This is a genomic window from Leeia sp. (assembly GCF_041909055.1).
Classification (GTDB): domain Bacteria; phylum Pseudomonadota; class Gammaproteobacteria; order Burkholderiales; family Leeiaceae; genus Leeia; species Leeia aquatica.
Map to the genome: position 1 here is coordinate 118,880 of NZ_JAYREC010000007.1, position 14,430 is coordinate 133,309.

13 protein-coding genes are annotated in these 14,430 nt (G+C 59.3%); 7 read left to right on the plus strand and 6 right to left on the minus strand.

The window, feature by feature from the left end:
• Window positions 1-45 precede the first annotated feature (45 nt).
• Window positions 46-2,130, minus strand: coding sequence for a flagellar biosynthesis protein FlhA (gene flhA, locus ACE3O2_RS16660; RefSeq protein ID WP_374339426.1), 2,085 nt, complete (start codon window positions 2,128-2,130; stop codon window positions 46-48).
• Between the two features lie 58 nt (window positions 2,131-2,188).
• Window positions 2,189-3,325, minus strand: coding sequence for a flagellar biosynthesis protein FlhB (gene flhB, locus ACE3O2_RS16665; RefSeq protein WP_374339428.1), 1,137 nt, complete (start codon window positions 3,323-3,325; stop codon window positions 2,189-2,191).
• A gap of 541 nt (window positions 3,326-3,866) precedes the next feature.
• Here flhB and ACE3O2_RS16670 point away from each other — a divergent pair.
• The 5 genes from ACE3O2_RS16670 (at window position 3,867) to ACE3O2_RS16690 (ending at window position 8,571) form a co-directional block, all read left to right on the plus strand.
• On the plus strand, window positions 3,867-4,808 hold the full coding sequence (locus tag ACE3O2_RS16670) for a branched-chain amino acid ABC transporter permease (RefSeq protein ID WP_168878509.1): 942 nt from the start codon (window positions 3,867-3,869) through the stop codon (window positions 4,806-4,808).
• A gap of 19 nt (window positions 4,809-4,827) precedes the next feature.
• Window positions 4,828-6,057: an ABC transporter ATP-binding protein gene (locus ACE3O2_RS16675; RefSeq protein ID WP_374339431.1), complete on the plus strand. Its 1,230-nt coding sequence runs from the start codon at window positions 4,828-4,830 to the stop codon at window positions 6,055-6,057.
• 2 nt (window positions 6,058-6,059) lie between these two features.
• Window positions 6,060-6,842 carry an ABC transporter ATP-binding protein gene (locus ACE3O2_RS16680; protein ID WP_374339433.1) on the plus strand — a complete coding sequence of 261 codons (783 nt, stop codon included), beginning with the start codon at window positions 6,060-6,062 and terminating at the stop codon, window positions 6,840-6,842.
• A complete protein-coding gene (locus ACE3O2_RS16685; RefSeq protein ID WP_168878506.1) occupies window positions 6,839-7,555 on the plus strand; it encodes an ABC transporter ATP-binding protein in 717 nt (238 codons plus the stop codon). Before ACE3O2_RS16680 ends, ACE3O2_RS16685 begins: the two co-directional genes overlap by 4 nt.
• 110 nt (window positions 7,556-7,665) lie before the next feature.
• Entirely contained in the window at window positions 7,666-8,571 is a 906-nt protein-coding gene (locus tag ACE3O2_RS16690) for an alpha/beta fold hydrolase (protein WP_374339436.1), read from the plus strand.
• 20 nt (window positions 8,572-8,591) lie between these two features.
• Here ACE3O2_RS16690 and aroG read toward each other — a convergent pair whose 3' ends face one another.
• The 4 genes from aroG to ACE3O2_RS16710 all read right to left on the minus strand — a co-directional run bounded on the left by aroG (window position 8,592) and on the right by ACE3O2_RS16710 (window position 12,284).
• Entirely contained in the window at window positions 8,592-9,677 is a 1,086-nt protein-coding gene (gene aroG / locus ACE3O2_RS16695; RefSeq protein WP_374339567.1) for a 3-deoxy-7-phosphoheptulonate synthase AroG, read from the minus strand.
• Window positions 9,678-10,082: 405 nt separating this feature from the next.
• Window positions 10,083-11,486: an oxygen-independent coproporphyrinogen III oxidase gene (gene hemN, locus ACE3O2_RS16700; RefSeq protein ID WP_374339438.1), complete on the minus strand. Its 1,404-nt coding sequence runs from the start codon at window positions 11,484-11,486 to the stop codon at window positions 10,083-10,085.
• Window positions 11,487-11,590: 104 nt separating this feature from the next.
• Window positions 11,591-11,899, minus strand: a complete 309-nt coding sequence (locus tag ACE3O2_RS16705) for a SelT/SelW/SelH family protein (RefSeq protein ID WP_374339440.1) — start codon at window positions 11,897-11,899, stop codon at window positions 11,591-11,593.
• Window positions 11,889-12,284 carry an RNA-binding S4 domain-containing protein gene (locus ACE3O2_RS16710; RefSeq protein ID WP_374339442.1) on the minus strand — a complete coding sequence of 132 codons (396 nt, stop codon included), beginning with the start codon at window positions 12,282-12,284 and terminating at the stop codon, window positions 11,889-11,891. The genes ACE3O2_RS16705 and ACE3O2_RS16710 overlap by 11 nt, the downstream gene beginning before the upstream one ends.
• Window positions 12,285-12,337: 53 nt before the next feature.
• Here ACE3O2_RS16710 and ACE3O2_RS16715 point away from each other — a divergent pair, with 53 nt between their 5' ends.
• Window positions 12,338-12,877, plus strand: a complete 540-nt coding sequence (locus ACE3O2_RS16715; RefSeq protein ID WP_374339444.1) for a LemA family protein — start codon at window positions 12,338-12,340, stop codon at window positions 12,875-12,877.
• 66 nt (window positions 12,878-12,943) lie between these two features.
• On the plus strand, window positions 12,944-14,323 hold the full coding sequence (locus ACE3O2_RS16720; RefSeq protein WP_374339446.1) for an esterase-like activity of phytase family protein: 1,380 nt from the start codon (window positions 12,944-12,946) through the stop codon (window positions 14,321-14,323).
• The last annotated feature ends 107 nt before the right edge of the window (window positions 14,324-14,430 follow it).

The following is a 14,430-nucleotide window of genomic DNA, read 5'->3' on the forward strand; positions in this document are numbered from 1 at the left end:
GGGTGGCGCGCAGATTCAACGCGTAATATGTTGTGTGAATGCGCATCAGCTGCGTCCGCCTATCACCGCCACCACCTGGATGGCTTTGTTATCGGGGATTTCGGCATGCGCCAGAATCTTCAGTTGCGGGATGGAGCGCCGCAGGAAACGCGACAGGATGTTGCGCAAAGGGCCGGGCACCATCAGCACGGAAGGCTGACCTTGCTGCTCACGCTGCTGCACCAGTTCACTCGTCTGCTGTAGCAGGTTTTCAGCCAGGCCAGGCTCAAATCCGGCGCCTTCACCGCCACGGGTTTGCGTCGCTTGCAGCAGCAGGGTTTCCAGATTGGGATCCAGCGCCAGTACCGGCAGGGCGTCCTGCTCTTTGTAGCCGAAGCCGCTATAGGCTTGCTGCACGATGGAGCGTGCCAGCGCGATACGCACCTGTGCAGTCAGTTCCTCCACATCCTGAGTGCGGGGTACCCATTCGGCCAGGGTCTCAATGATGCTGCGCATGTCGCGGATCGACACATCCTCGCGCAACAAGGCTTGCAGTACCCGGTGCAGCACCCCGATCGGGATGACCTTGGGCACCAGCTCTTCCACCAGTTTGGGGAACTCCTTGGCCACATGATCGACCAGCTGTTGCACTTCCTCGCGACCCAACAGCTCGGCCGCATTGGCCTGGATGATGCTGGAGAGGTGGGTGCCAATCACCGTGCTGGCATCGACCACCGTATAACCCAGTGCCTGCGCTTCATCGCGGCGGCTGGCCTCAATCCAGACCGCGGGCAGGCCAAAGGCCGGGTCTCGTGTTTCGTTGCCCGGTAGTGGGCCTAAGACACGGCCTGGATTGATGGCCAGATACTGGTTGGCATAGGCCTCACCCTCCGCCACATCGACCCCCTTCAAGGCGAGGCGATAGACATTGGGCTTGAGCTCGAGGTTGTCCCGGATATGCACGGCGGGCACCAGAAAGCCGACATCCTGCGCCATTTTCTTGCGAATGCCGCGAATGCGCTTGAGCAATTCACCATCCTGATTGCGGTCTACCAGTGAAATCAGCCGGTAGCCGACCTCCAGCCCGATCATGTCAACCGGCTGCACGTCCGCCCAGCTGACCTCAGGCGCCGCTGCGGGCGCAGGTGCCGCTTGCTCGGCCGCTTGTGCCGCCTGCTGGGCCTGCTCTTGCCGTTGGTCCAGCATATAGCCCATGCCTGCTGCCAATGCAGCAAAGCTGAGGAAAGCAACATGCGGCATGTTGGGAATGACACCAAACAAGGCCAGCAACACTGCGGTGATGTACATCACCTGGCCTCGCCGGAACAACTGCCCGATCAACTGGGTAGAAATATCTTCATTGGTGTCGACCCGGGTCACCACAATGCCGGCGGCGGTGGAGATGATCAGCGCCGGTATCTGTGCCACCAGACCATCGCCAATGGTCAGCAGGGTGTAGGTCTTGGCAGAGTCGGCAAAGCTGAGGTCATGCTGCAGCATGCCGACGAACAGGCCGCCGCCGACATTGAGCAGCATGATGATGATGCCGGCGACAGCATCGCCGCGTACAAACTTGGAGGCACCATCCATGGAGCCAAAAAATTCGGCTTCCTGCGAAATGGTGGTACGCCGTTTGCGGGCCTCTTCCTCGCCGATCAGGCCGGCATTGAGATCCGCATCAATGGCCATCTGTTTGCCGGGCATGGCGTCCAGCGTGAAGCGGGCGCTCACTTCTGCAATGCGCCCGGCGCCCTTGGTCACCACCGTGAAGTTGATCACCACCAGAATAATGAAGACCAGAATACCGATGGCGTAGTTGCCGCCTACCAGAAAGTGACCGAAAGCCTCGATCACCTTGCCGGCGGCATCCCCCCCGGTATGCCCTTCCAGCAGGATCACCCGGGTGGACGCCACATTCAGTGACAACCTCAGCAGGGTGGTCAGCAGCAAGACCGTGGGAAAGGCCGAGAATTCCAGCGGCTTCTGGGTGTACAACGCCACCAGCAGCACAATCAGCGAGAGCGCAATATTGAAGGTGAAGAACATGTCCAGCAGAATCGCCGGCAATGGCAGGATCATCATCATCAGGATCATGATGATGAGTACCGGTCCGGCCAGTCGGTTCAGGTTGAACTTCTGCATGGTGCTCATGGGCGTGGGGCTTGACCCGTCATTGTAGCGGATTCTGTCGCATCAGGCCTGCGCAGGCTCAGGCATCCATTGCGGGAGGCACCATATCGGCCGGAACGGACAGCTCCTCCGGAAACACGGGCGCTACGCCGCCCACCTGCTGGTAAGTTTTCAACTGGTAGACATAGGCCAGTACTTCCGCCGCTGCGGTATACAAGGGCGCCGGGATGTCCTGCTCCAGTTCGGCGTGCTGATAAAGTGCACGGGCAAAGGGCGGGGTACGCAGGGTAGGGATGCGGTGCTCGCGACCGATTTCCATGATCCGCTCGGCAATGATGCCCATGCCCTTGGCGATAACGCGTGGGGCACTCATGCCTTCCTGATACTGCAAGGCCACCGCATAGTGCGTCGGGTTGGTGACAATCACATCGGCCTTGGGGATGGCGCTCATCATGCGGCGACGGGCCGCTTCACGCTGCAAGGCGCGGATACGCCCCTTGATTTGTGGATCGCCTTCCGACTCTTTGGCCTCATCTTTGATTTCCTGCTTGGTCATGCGCAGGCTCTTGGCGTACTGCCACAACTGGTAAGGTACATCGACAGCGGCGACCAGCAGCATGCCGCCCAGCGCATACAGCAGCACCTTGATGCCCAGCGTCCAGACGATGCCGATCCCGGTGTTGAGCTCCACACTCAGCAAACCCACCAGCGTTTCTTTTTGTCGCCACAACACCCACAGTGCTGCGCCACCGATCAGTACTGACTTTAATACCGCCTTGAGCAACTCTACCGCGCTTTGCGCCGAAAACAACCGTTTGAGCCCATTGAGTGGGCTGACCCGGCTGAAGTCTGGCGCAATGCTTTGCCATGTGAAGAGCCAACCATGTAGCAACAGCGGTGCGATAACCGCCGCAACCGCCACCAGGGCGAGCCAGGGCAGGCTGGCGATCAGCATGTCCAGTGACATCCGGTAGAGCTGCTCTAGCATGGCCTGTGGCGTGCTGTTTTGCGACCATTCAAAGTTCAGCCCTTTCTGCAGCACGGTGGAGAGGGCGTGCAGCAAGCCGGGGCCCAGCATCATCAACCCGGCGACGCCCGAGGCCAGGCTGACCAGGGTGGCCAGCTCCCGCGAGTTGGGAACTTGCCCTCGCTCACGGGCTTCGCTGATGCGTCTGCCGGTGGCAGGTTCGGTACGTTCGAGGTCTTCTTCAGCCATGGCGTGCCAGGGTCAACAAAGGTGGGGCAAATCCAGCATGGAGCGTAGTTTTGCTACAGCATGCTGGACCGATAGCTGACAAAATACGACACAAGTCATGAAACTGCACTTTTTTATGCGGACAAGGCTACGTAATACTACGTAGGCAAATAAAATTGCTGCATTGCAATATCAAATTTAAGTTATTTAAAACAATGTTTTTGAGCATATGGATGTTGCAGGGCCGCAATTTTGGCCATCATTGACACGCCTATGGGTGCTCCGGATAATCGCCCGTCACACAGGGGTGCCCCCCATGCTTCTCTGTGTGTTTTGCCTTTGTAATCAAAATAATATACGAGGAGCAACATGTTTTGTAACCGTGGCAAACCTCACCGGCATCGCCTGATGCCGCAGTCGGACTGAGTCGCCTGGCGCACAACGCTGGCCCGAACGGATCCGCTTATTATTAGGTAAACCTGATATCGCCGCCTATACATAAGAAAACGGGATCACCATGCATGGCTTGCCATGCAGTAATCGCTAGTGAGGAAACAAATCCGTGGATGAACTCTTACATCAGATTCCCCAGCAGGTCGCCAATGGCCTGGTCAAAGGGAGTCTTTACGCACTGGTCGCCCTGGGTTACACCATGGTGTACGGCATTATCGGCCTGATCAACTTTGCCCATGGCGAGGTGGTGATGATCGGTGCCATGCTGACCATTACCCTCTTGAACCTGTTTGTCAGCATGGGCATTCACCTGCCGGGCGCCGTGCTGGTGCTGATGGCGCTGCTGATCGCCATGCCATGCTGCATGTTGCTCGCCTTTGGCATGGAACGTATTGCCTACCGCCCGCTGCGCAAGGCCCCGCGTCTGGCACCGCTGATTACCGCCATCGGCATCTCGTTGATGATGCAGTATGGTGCCGTGATGTTCTGGACCAGTACCCCCAAGACCTTCCCGCTGGTCATCGACATCCAGAGCGTGACCATTCTGGGCGCTGCGCTGGACAATGTGAAAGTCACCATCATCGTGACCGCATTCGCCATGATGCTGGGCCTGTGGTATCTGGTGGAACGTACCAAGCTGGGTAAAGCCATGCGCGCGACTTCGCTGAATCAGGAAGTGGCCGGGCTGATGGGCATTAACATCAACTATGTGATCTCCATGACCTTTGTGATTGGTGCTGCCCTGGCTGCCATCGCTGGGGTGATGCAGTCCGCCAACTATGGTCAGGCCAGCCCGTTCATGGGGGTGGAGCTGGGTCTGGCAGCATTCTCTGCTGCCGTGCTGGGTGGTATCGGTAACATCTTTGGTGCCATGGCCGGCGGTATCCTGCTGGGGCTGATTGAAACCTTGGGCATCATGACCCTGTCGATTTTGACCAATGGTGCCATCGGCTCGCATTACGAGCGTGTGTTGTCCTTTGTCGTGCTGATCATGGTGCTGGTGTTCCGCCCGAATGGTTTGTTGGGCGAACGCGTCGCCGAGCGCGCTTGAGTTACCGGAGAGACAACAGATGAACAACAAGATTTTGCGGGTCTCCGCGCTGCTGGCTGCGCTGGCCATCCTCCCCTTCATTGTCAATATCCTGCCCTTCATGGGTACCGGCTGGGTGCGCATTCTGGGCAACACCATGCTGTACGTGATGCTGGCGCTGGGCCTGAACATCGTGATCGGCTACGCCGGTCTGCTGGATCTGGGCTATATCGGCTTCTATGCCGTGGGTGCTTACATCTATGCGTGGGTGTCTTCACCACAGCTGCAAAGCATCGGGTTGATGTCCTCAGTGCCACAATGGTCGATCTGGGTCATCATCCCTTTGGCCGCGGTGCTGGCCGGGGTGGCTGGAGCCTTACTGGGTGCGCCAACGCTGAAGTTGCGTGGTGACTATCTGGCCATTGTGACCCTGGGGTTTGGTGAAATCATCCGTATTGTGATGAACAACAATCCTGGTGGCGTGACCAGTGGCCCGCAAGGGATTCTGGGCATTGAGCCTATCCACCTGTTTGGCTGGTCCTTGAGTACCAACTGGACCCTGTTCGAGTTTGCCAAGTCGGATGGCTCTACTTTGACAGTCGGCGGTAACAACGTCATCAACCATTACCTGTTTTTCCTGGCGGTGACCGCGTTTGTGGTGCTGTTGATCAGCCGTCTGGAAAACTCCCGTGCTGGCCGCGCTTGGATGGCTTTGCGTGAAGATGAAATTGCCGCTGAGGCGATGGGTCTGAACAAGCGCAATGTGAAGCTGCTGGCTTTCGGTATGGGTGCGTCCTTTGCCGGTATCGCCGGTGCGCTGTTTGCCAGCTACCAAGGCTTTATCAGCCCGGAATCCTTTGTGCTGAACGAGTCGATCATGGTCCTGGCCATGGTGGTGCTGGGTGGCATGGGTTCCATCCGTGGCGTGATTCTGGGTGCCGTGATGCTGCAGGTACTGCCGGAATTGCTGCGCTACTTCCTCGGCTGGGTGCAACCGAAAATCATCGAAAACGTTTCCTTCATCCCGGAAGAGGTGGTTCGCAGCTTCCTGGACCCGAACACCCTGCGCATGTTCCTGTTTGGCCTGGCGCTGGTGCTGGTGATGCGTTTCCGTCAGGAAGGTCTGTGGCCGTCGGTTCGCCGTCGCCAGGAATTGCATGACAATGATGACTCCCCGTTCCCGAGTGCGCATCATCTGAACCAGACCGCGCATGCCAAGATCTCGGAAGATGAACCGAATAACCGAGCCAATACCGGGGAAGGACGCTAATCATGTCAGACGTATTGCTGGAAATCAGTGGCATCAACAAGCGCTTCGGCGGCTTGCAAGCCCTCTCTGACGTGGCCTTGACCATCAAGAAGGGTGAAATTCGTGGTTTGATCGGTCCGAACGGGGCAGGCAAGACCACCCTGTTCAACGTGATGACCGGTTTGTATCAGGCCGATTCCGGGGTGATGACCTTCAATGGCAAGCCGCTGGAAGCCACCAAGCCGCACAAGGTGGTACAGGCAGGTATCGCGCGGACCTTCCAGAACATCCGTCTGTTCCACAACATGACGGCGCTGGAAAACGTGATGGTAGGCCGCCATGTGCGGACCAGTGCGACGGTGATTGGCGCCATGCTGCGCCTGCCTTCTACCTTGCGGGAAGAAAAAGAGATTCGCGAGCAGGCCGAATACTGGCTGGAGTATGTGGGTATTCGCCGCTTTGCCAATGAATCGGCCAAGAACCTGTCTTATGGCGATCAGCGTCGGCTGGAAATTGCCCGCGCGCTGGCGACCGATCCACTGCTGGTGGCGCTGGATGAGCCGGCGGCCGGCATGAACGCATCGGAAACCGAAGGCCTGCGTGCCCTGATGGCCAAGATGCAGAAGGACAACAAGGCGGTGCTGCTGATCGAGCACGATGTGAAGCTGGTGATGGGGCTGTGTGATCGGGTGGCGGTGCTGGAGTTTGGCAAGAAGATTGCCGATGGCGTACCGGCCGAAGTACAAAGCAACCCGCGTGTGATTGAAGCCTATCTGGGCTCCGAAGCAGGAGACGCAGCCGCATGAGCAACATTCTCGAAGTCAAAGACCTGAAGGTGGCTTACGGTGCCATTCAGGCCATCAAGGGCATGTCCTTCCACATCAAGCAAGGTGAAATGGTGGCCTTGATCGGGGCCAATGGTGCTGGCAAGACCACCACGCTGAAGACGCTGGCAGGCATGCTGCGTCCGGCCGCAGGTGAGATCCTGTATCAGGGCCGTCCGCTGTCCAGCATCAAGAACTATGATCTGGTGCGGCATGGTCTGGCGCTGGTACCGGAAGGCCGTGGCATTTTCAGTCGCCTGACCGTGACTGAAAACCTGGAAATGGGTGCCTACTCTCGTACGGACGACAAGGCTGCCATCCAGGCGGACATGGACCGCATGTTCAACATCTTCCCGCGTCTGAAAGAGCGGGCCAAACAGTTGGCCGGTACCCTCTCCGGTGGTGAACAGCAGATGCTGGCGATTTCACGCGCCTTGATGAGCCGCCCCAAGCTGCTGCTGCTGGATGAGCCGTCGATGGGCTTGGCCCCGATCATCGTGCAGAAGATCTTTGAAACCATCCGTGAGGTGGCCAAGGAGGGCGTGACCCTGCTGCTGGTGGAGCAAAACGCCAAACTGGCACTGCAAACCTGCCAGCGCGCCTACGTGATGGATGGTGGCAAGATCACGCTGGAAGGCGAAGCGCAGAAGCTGCTGCACGACGAAGCCGTGCAGAAGGCCTACCTCGGCGAGTAAGCGTTGCAGTATCCAGCAAAAAGGGATGCCTCGGCATCCCTTTTTGTTTGGGCAGGCAGATGGGGGCGGGCATGTTAAGCTGATTCGTCTGCTACTCTTTGGAGGTGCACATGCCCGCGCCGAGCACGCCGTTTGCCATCCATCAGCTGGAAACCCCTGAGCTGAGTATGGGCTGCTGGCTAGAGGGGCCGCAGGATGCCCCTGTTGTCGTGTTGTTGCATGGCTTTCCCTATGATGCGCATGCCTACGCCCATGTGGTTCCCCGGTTGCTGCAAGCGGGGCTCCGGGTGGTGGTTCCATGGTTGCGCGGCTTTGGCCCAACCCGGTTTGTGTCTGCGCAGACCCTGCGTAGCGGCCAACAGGCCGCACTGGCACAGGACGTGCGAGCGTTGCTGGATGCCCTGAATGTCCCTCATGCGCTACTGGCGGGTTACGACTGGGGCGGTCGGGCCGCCTGTGCGATGGCGGCTTTGTGGCCAGAACGGGTTAAGGGGCTAGTGGTCGATGGCTACAGCATTCAGCAGATTGCTCGTGCGCAGCAGCCGCAGCGACCGGAAGTGGAGCGGCGGTACTGGTATCAGTTCTACCTGCACGGCGAGCGAGGGCGCGATGGTTTGACGCAGTATCGTCATGAACTGTGTCGCCAGCTGTGGCAGGATTGGTCACCAGGGTGGCCGTTCAGCGACAGCGATTTCGCGCAAACCGCGTCCGCATTTGATAATCCGGATTTTGTCGAGGTGGTGGTGCACTCGTATCGCCATCGCTTTGGGCTGGTGGCGGGTGACCCCGCGCTGGAGCATCTGGAGCAGCAGCTGGCGTGTCAACCCATCATCACCGTGCCGACGCTCTCGGTACATGGTGGCGCGGATACGGTGGTGCCGCCTGCGGTATCTGAGCATGAGCACGGCTATTTCAGAGCGGATTATCGCCGCATGGTGCTGGCTGGCGTAGGGCACAACCTGCCGCAGGAGGCCCCCGATGCGTTTGCAAACGCCATCCTGTCACGGATGGCATGATCTGCGCAGGAGCGCGGTCTTTACTCGCCGCGCGTACGCTTCAGCCGACGCGCACGCACGCCCTCTGCCAGCAGGGACATCAGTTCACGGCTGTTGTCCCAGTCGATGCAGGCATCGGTAATGCTCTGGCCGTAGGTCAGCGGTTGACCGGGGATCAGGTCCTGGCGGCCGGCACACAGATGGCTTTCCACCATCACGCCGAAGATACGTTCGTCACCCGAGGCCAGCTGGTTGCTGACATCCGCGCCGACGTCCATCTGACGCTGGTACTGCTTGCTGCTGTTGGCATGCGAGAAGTCGATCATCACTTTCTGCGCCAGACCGGCGGCCGAGAGCTGCTGGCAGGAGGCGTCCACACTGGCCGCATCGTAGTTCGGTGTTTTGCCGCCACGCAGGATGACGTGGCAATCCTCGTTGCCCATGGTCGAAACGATGGCGGAGTGCCCGGCCTTGGTCACCGATAGAAAGTGGTGTGGCGCATTGGCAGCCTTGATGGCATCCACTGCAATGCGAATATTGCCGTCGGTACCATTCTTGAAGCCTACCGGGCAGGATAGCCCGCTGGCCAGCTCGCGGTGTACCTGGCTCTCGGTGGTGCGAGCGCCGATGGCGCCCCAGCTGATCAGGTCAGACAGGTATTGCGGGGTGATCATGTCCAGGTATTCTGTCGCCGCAGGCACACCGGCATCGTTGATGTCGTGCAGCAGCTTGCGCGCCAGACGAATGCCTTCATTGATGCGGTAGCTGCCGTCCAGCATCGGATCGTTGATCAGGCCCTTCCAGCCGACGGTGGTGCGCGGCTTTTCGAAGTAGACCCGCATCACCACCAGCAGATCCTGCTCATGGCGTACCTTTTCCTCCTGCAGGCGGCGGGCGTACTCCATGGCGGCGTCGTAGTCATGGATGGAGCAGGGGCCGATGATGACCAGCAGCCGGTCGTCCGCACCGTGCAAGATACGGTGGATGGCCTGACGGGTTTCCAGGGTCAGCTGCGCGGCGCCTTCGGTGATGGGGTACTCACGCAGCACATGCGAGGGCGGGGCCAGCTCTTTGATTTCCTTGATGCGGGTGTCGTCGGTTTTGGCGATATGGCGTGTCTGGTTCATGGCAGGATGTCCAATCAGATGTTGAATGCGTTGTGTGGCCGCGTGCGGGTCCAGCGGCAGCCCGATCTGGGGCTGGTCCAGCCAGAACGGGGGCAATTCGCAGGCGATTTCGATCTTGCGCGACAGTTCCTCGCCCAGATTGCGCCCGCCGCTGCCGTCCGTCGACAGCAGGCGCGACACATAAGAAGATTGAGCGATGCCCACCGTGCGGGCGAAATCCACCTGGCGACCACCAAAGCGGTGCGCTATCAGGAGCCGCAGATTCTGGCGGCGAATATCAGGGATGGCTTGCATACCTGTATTACATCACAGGCATTACCTTATTGGTAACTTTTTTTGAAAGGTGGTTGAAGTGGTGAAAGCCATCATTATTACCTATATGGTAACAATGATGGCTTTGCCGGGCTAAATGGTCTTGGAGTAGCGCTGCAGCACCTGACCCTGACCCAGGTAGTGGTCAAACAGCATGGCAATATTACGTACCAGCAGGCGGCCACGCGGCAGAATGCGCAGGCTATCCTCACCCATCTGCAGCAAGCCTTCCTGCTGGTAGTGCGCCAGCTTGGGCAGGATATCGGCAAAGTAGTGCTGGAACTCGATCTGCCACTGTGCCCGGATCTGGCTAAAGTCGAGGGCAAATTCGCACATCAACTGCTGAATCAGGTCGCGGCGGATCACGTCATCCTGCTGCAGGGCAAAGCCACGAAACTGGGGCAGGCGGCCTTCATCCAGCGAGGCATAGTATTCCTCGGTGGTGCGCACATTCTGGCTATAGCTGTGGCCGATCTTGCCGATGCCGGATACCCCCAGTGCCAGCAGATCAATATCGTCATGGGTGGAGTAACCCTGGAAATTGCGGTGCAGGGTACCTGCGCGCTGGGCAATGGCCAGCTCATCATCCGGCAGCGCAAAGTGGTCCATGCCGATATAGCAGTAACCGGCTGCCTGCAGCTTGTCGATACACAAGCTGAGCAGGTCCAGCTTTTCACTGGCGCTGGGTAGGTCCGCCTCATTGATGCGCCGCTGCGGCTTGAACAAGTGGGGCAGGTGGGCGTAGTTATAAATGGAGAGCCGGTCGGGCCGGGCGGCGATGACTTTGTCCAGCGTGGCGGTAAAGCCGGCTACGGTTTGCTTCGGCAGTCCATAAATCAGGTCGATGGAGATGGAGTGAAAGCCACACTCGCGCGCTGCTTTCAGGACAGACAAAGTCTCCGCTTCACTCTGGATGCGGTTGACCGCCTGTTGTACCTCCGGGTCAAAATCCTGTACCCCAAGGCTCATCCGGTTGAAGCCCAGTTCGCGCAGCAGCTGGATGGTTTGCGGCTGCACCTTGCGCGGGTCGATCTCGATCGAAAACTCACCCTCATCATCCGGTGCGAACGGAAAGGCGGCGCGCAGGCGCTCCACCAGCCAGCGCAACTGCTCATCGCTCAGGAAGGTGGGGGTGCCGCCACCGAAGTGCAGCTGCTCGACCCGTGCGCCGGCAAACAGGGGGCGCTGCAAGGCCAGTTCCTTCTCCAGATACTGCAGATAGACTTCGGCCTTGCCGGTATCTTTGGTAATGATCTTGTTGCAACCACAGTAGTAGCAAATGGTGTTGCAGAACGGAATATGCACGTACAGTGACAGTGGCCGATTGACGCCCGGTACAAAACAGGAAGATGCCACCTGGCGGTAGTCCTGCTCGGTAAAACCAGCATGGAAACGGTCTGCTGTCGGGTAAGAGGTGTAGCGTGGACCGTTGCCGGCCAGCCGCTCGATCAGCGTGCGGTCAAACTGGAGGTTCTGTACATCAAGGTGGGCAGACATGGTGGCTGTGTCCGGAGTAAACAGGATACCCGGAGACTAGCAGTGAACTGCTGCGTGGGCTTTGATGCCCATCAAAGGCCTATGGGGTGGCTCGGTATCAAGTGTCAGTGGTTTGACGGGTCGTCCGTCTGGCGGTCGCTATGCCCCAGTGAGCGCTCCGGCGCTACCCGGTCACGGACGCGCTGCTTGATCTCTTTAGCCTCGGGAAAACGGCCTTCCTGCTTGCGGTCCCAGATCACCTCGCCATCCAGCGTTAGCCGGAAAATGCCACCGCTGGAAGGCACCAGCGCGACTTCGGCCAGTTCATCCGTATCGAAGGTGGTCAGGACTTCCTGCGCCAGCCAGGCGGCACGCAGCAGCCAGCGGCACAAGGTGCAATATTCAATGCGCAGGATGTGGGAATCAGTAGCCACGGAGTTTTCCAATCTGTCTGCGGTCGCGTTTGCTGGGGCGGCCACTGTCTTCGTGTTGGGCTTCATAACGCGGTGCCAGGCTTTGCTGCAGCTGGACCGCTTCACGTGCCTTCACGCTCTCAGGGGTTTCCTGATAGAGCGATTGTGCCAGCGTCGCACTGCCGCGCTGCTCGGCCAGGGCCTGTACCACCACTTCAAACAGGCCATGCGCCACCTGAATATGCAGGGTGTCGCCTACTTTGACGCTACGTGCGGGTTTGCTGCGCTGGCCATTCAGGCGCACGTGTCCGGCATCAACAGCCTGACTGGCGAGGCTACGGGTCTTGAAGAAACGGGCCGCCCACACCCATTTGTCGAGGCGAACTTCGGTGAGCAAGTCAGGCATGATATGGTTTAATGCAGGATTCATACGGCAGGCGAGAGATGGGGGAGATTGTAATGCGAATCCGGGCAATGCGGGGTGTTGCGCTGGCCTTGTTGCTGTCGCTGGGCTTGGCCGGGTGCGGCTTTGGTGAGTTGCGCTCGCAACATGCCGCCGCTGAGCGTGCCTGGCGCGATGTGGTGGAGCAGGATCAGCGCTGGCTGGCCGTTTTACCCAAGCTGCTGCAATTCTGTCAGGGCAAGGGCAGCTCGGCTCCTGCATTGGCGCAGTTGAATAGCTATCTGGGACGGTTGCCAAGCACCGAGAAGGCCAAAGGCTTGCTCGACGATGCGGTAGCCTTCCAGCAGTACCAGGCCCTGAAGCAGGCCCTGCACGGTACGGTGCTTCAGCTGGATCAGCAAGTGTTGCAGCAATCCCCTGACTTGTTGATTGACCCACACTACCGCGACTGGATGTGGCAGGCCCGGCAGATGCAGCAAGAGCAGCAAGTGGCCTGGCAGCATTACCGCAGCGAAGCCGATCAATTCAACCAGACGGCGGATCATTTCCCGAAGAGCTGGAGCGCGACCTTGCTTGGTTTGTCCAAGCGCCCCTGAACGGTGTGTCACGCAGGCGTCACATCGGGCCACTAAGCTGCAGCTTTTTCTGCTGGAGTTCCTCGCATGAAGCTGCATCGTGTCTTGCTGGTGCTGTCCTTGGCGTATGCCTCGACCCTGTCTGCCGCACCGCTGACCGCTGAAGAGGTGACCGTACGCCGCCTGCAGGTGCAGGTACCGTCCACCTTTGCCGTGAAGTCTGATGCCATGTCGGCCGAAGTCAAGGCGGCCTTTCCGGGCGGCTTCCCGCAAAGCCTGGGTTCCGGTCTGGCATTGAAAGTGGCCAAGGCAGGCAAGCTGCAATTCTGGGTGCTGAATGACCGTGGCCCGAATGGCGATGCACCGCTGTGGCAGGAAGGTACGCAGCGCATGTCGAGCAAGGTGTTCCCGGTGCCGGACTTCACCCCTGCTTTCGGTGTGGTGGAGGTCAGCGAGGAAGGCGCACGCCTGCTGGAGATGCAGCCCCTGCGCGATGCGCAAGGCAAGGCCCTGAGTGGCCGCCCCTTGCCACCGGGCAGCATAGGCAGTTCACTGGAAATGCCCTTGACCGATCGCCTGCAGGCCCTCAGTTATGATGCGCAAGGTGTGGATCCGGAGGGCATCGTGGATGCCGGTGACGGCACCCTGTGGCTGTGCGATGAGTATGGCCCCTTCCTGCTGCAGGTCGAAGCCAAGACCGGGCGCGTGCTGCAACGGCTGGCGCCGGGCAGTGGCTTGCCGGACATTCTGCGCTATCGTCGTCCCAATCGCGGTTTTGAAGGTGTCGCGTTCGACCATGGCAAGGTCTATGGTTTGGTGCAAAGTACGCTGGATATTGAGGGCAAGACGGAAGAGGCAACCTTTGTCCGCCTCGTAGAATACGACGCCCGCAGCAAGCAGACCCGTAATTTTGCAGTCCCGATTGAGCCGGTGTACAAAAAATCCCGCGACGCCAAGATGGGCGACCTGCTGGCACTGGGGCAGGGCCGTTTCCTGATGGTAGAGCAGGGCAAGGGCGCGGATGGGGTGATGCGCAACAGCGTGTTCCTGCTCGACCTGAATGGTGCCAGCGACCTGCAACAGCGCACGGTGGATGGCAAACCACTGGAGAGCATCAATAGTCGTCAGGGCCTGCTGAGCCAGGGTATCCAGCTGGTGCGCAAGGAAAAGCTGCTGGAAATGCGCGATCTGGGCTGGATGGAAGAAAAGCTGGAGGGGATTACCCTGCTGCCGGATCGCCAGACGCTGGCGGTGGCCAATGATAACGACTTTGGCTTGAAGGCCAGCCTCGGCAAGCAGAAAGACTGGGAGAAGATGGTAGCCGACAGCAGCGGCCAGGTGAAAGACCTGAGCGGCAAGGTGCTGGAAGAGCGCTACAAGATCGAAGCCCAAGCCGCTTCTGACAGCCGCAGCCGCCTGTGGCTGGTGAAGCTGCCAAAGAAAGTGGATCAGTACTTCGGCTTCTAAACCAGGTGACCGGGGCAGTATCCTGCCCCGGCAACTGACCCCATGCCGCACAGGGAGCAGAGGGCTTGTATGCGGGGCAGCCCAGCCGGGCAGCCCCATTTGTTTAT

What these genes read in the sequence shown, in the direction of transcription:
- ACE3O2_RS16720 (WP_374339446.1), top strand. Translation starts at nt 12,944, where the DNA reads ATGAAGCTGCATCGTGTCTTGCTGGTGCTGTCCTTGGCGTATGCCTCG.
- flhA (WP_374339426.1), bottom strand. Translation starts at nt 2,130, where the DNA reads ATGAGCACCATGCAGAAGTTCAACCTGAACCGACTGGCCGGACCGGTA.
- ACE3O2_RS16690 (WP_374339436.1), top strand. Translation starts at nt 7,666, where the DNA reads ATGCCCGCGCCGAGCACGCCGTTTGCCATCCATCAGCTGGAAACCCCT.
- aroG (WP_374339567.1), bottom strand. Translation starts at nt 9,677, where the DNA reads ATGAACCAGACACGCCATATCGCCAAAACCGACGACACCCGCATCAAG.
- ACE3O2_RS16680 (WP_374339433.1), top strand. Translation starts at nt 6,060, where the DNA reads ATGTCAGACGTATTGCTGGAAATCAGTGGCATCAACAAGCGCTTCGGC.
- ACE3O2_RS16715 (WP_374339444.1), top strand. Translation starts at nt 12,338, where the DNA reads ATGCGAATCCGGGCAATGCGGGGTGTTGCGCTGGCCTTGTTGCTGTCG.
- ACE3O2_RS16710 (WP_374339442.1), bottom strand. Translation starts at nt 12,284, where the DNA reads ATGCCTGACTTGCTCACCGAAGTTCGCCTCGACAAATGGGTGTGGGCG.
- hemN (WP_374339438.1), bottom strand. Translation starts at nt 11,486, where the DNA reads ATGTCTGCCCACCTTGATGTACAGAACCTCCAGTTTGACCGCACGCTG.
- ACE3O2_RS16675 (WP_374339431.1), top strand. Translation starts at nt 4,828, where the DNA reads ATGAACAACAAGATTTTGCGGGTCTCCGCGCTGCTGGCTGCGCTGGCC.
- ACE3O2_RS16685 (WP_168878506.1), top strand. Translation starts at nt 6,839, where the DNA reads ATGAGCAACATTCTCGAAGTCAAAGACCTGAAGGTGGCTTACGGTGCC.
- flhB (WP_374339428.1), bottom strand. Translation starts at nt 3,325, where the DNA reads ATGGCTGAAGAAGACCTCGAACGTACCGAACCTGCCACCGGCAGACGC.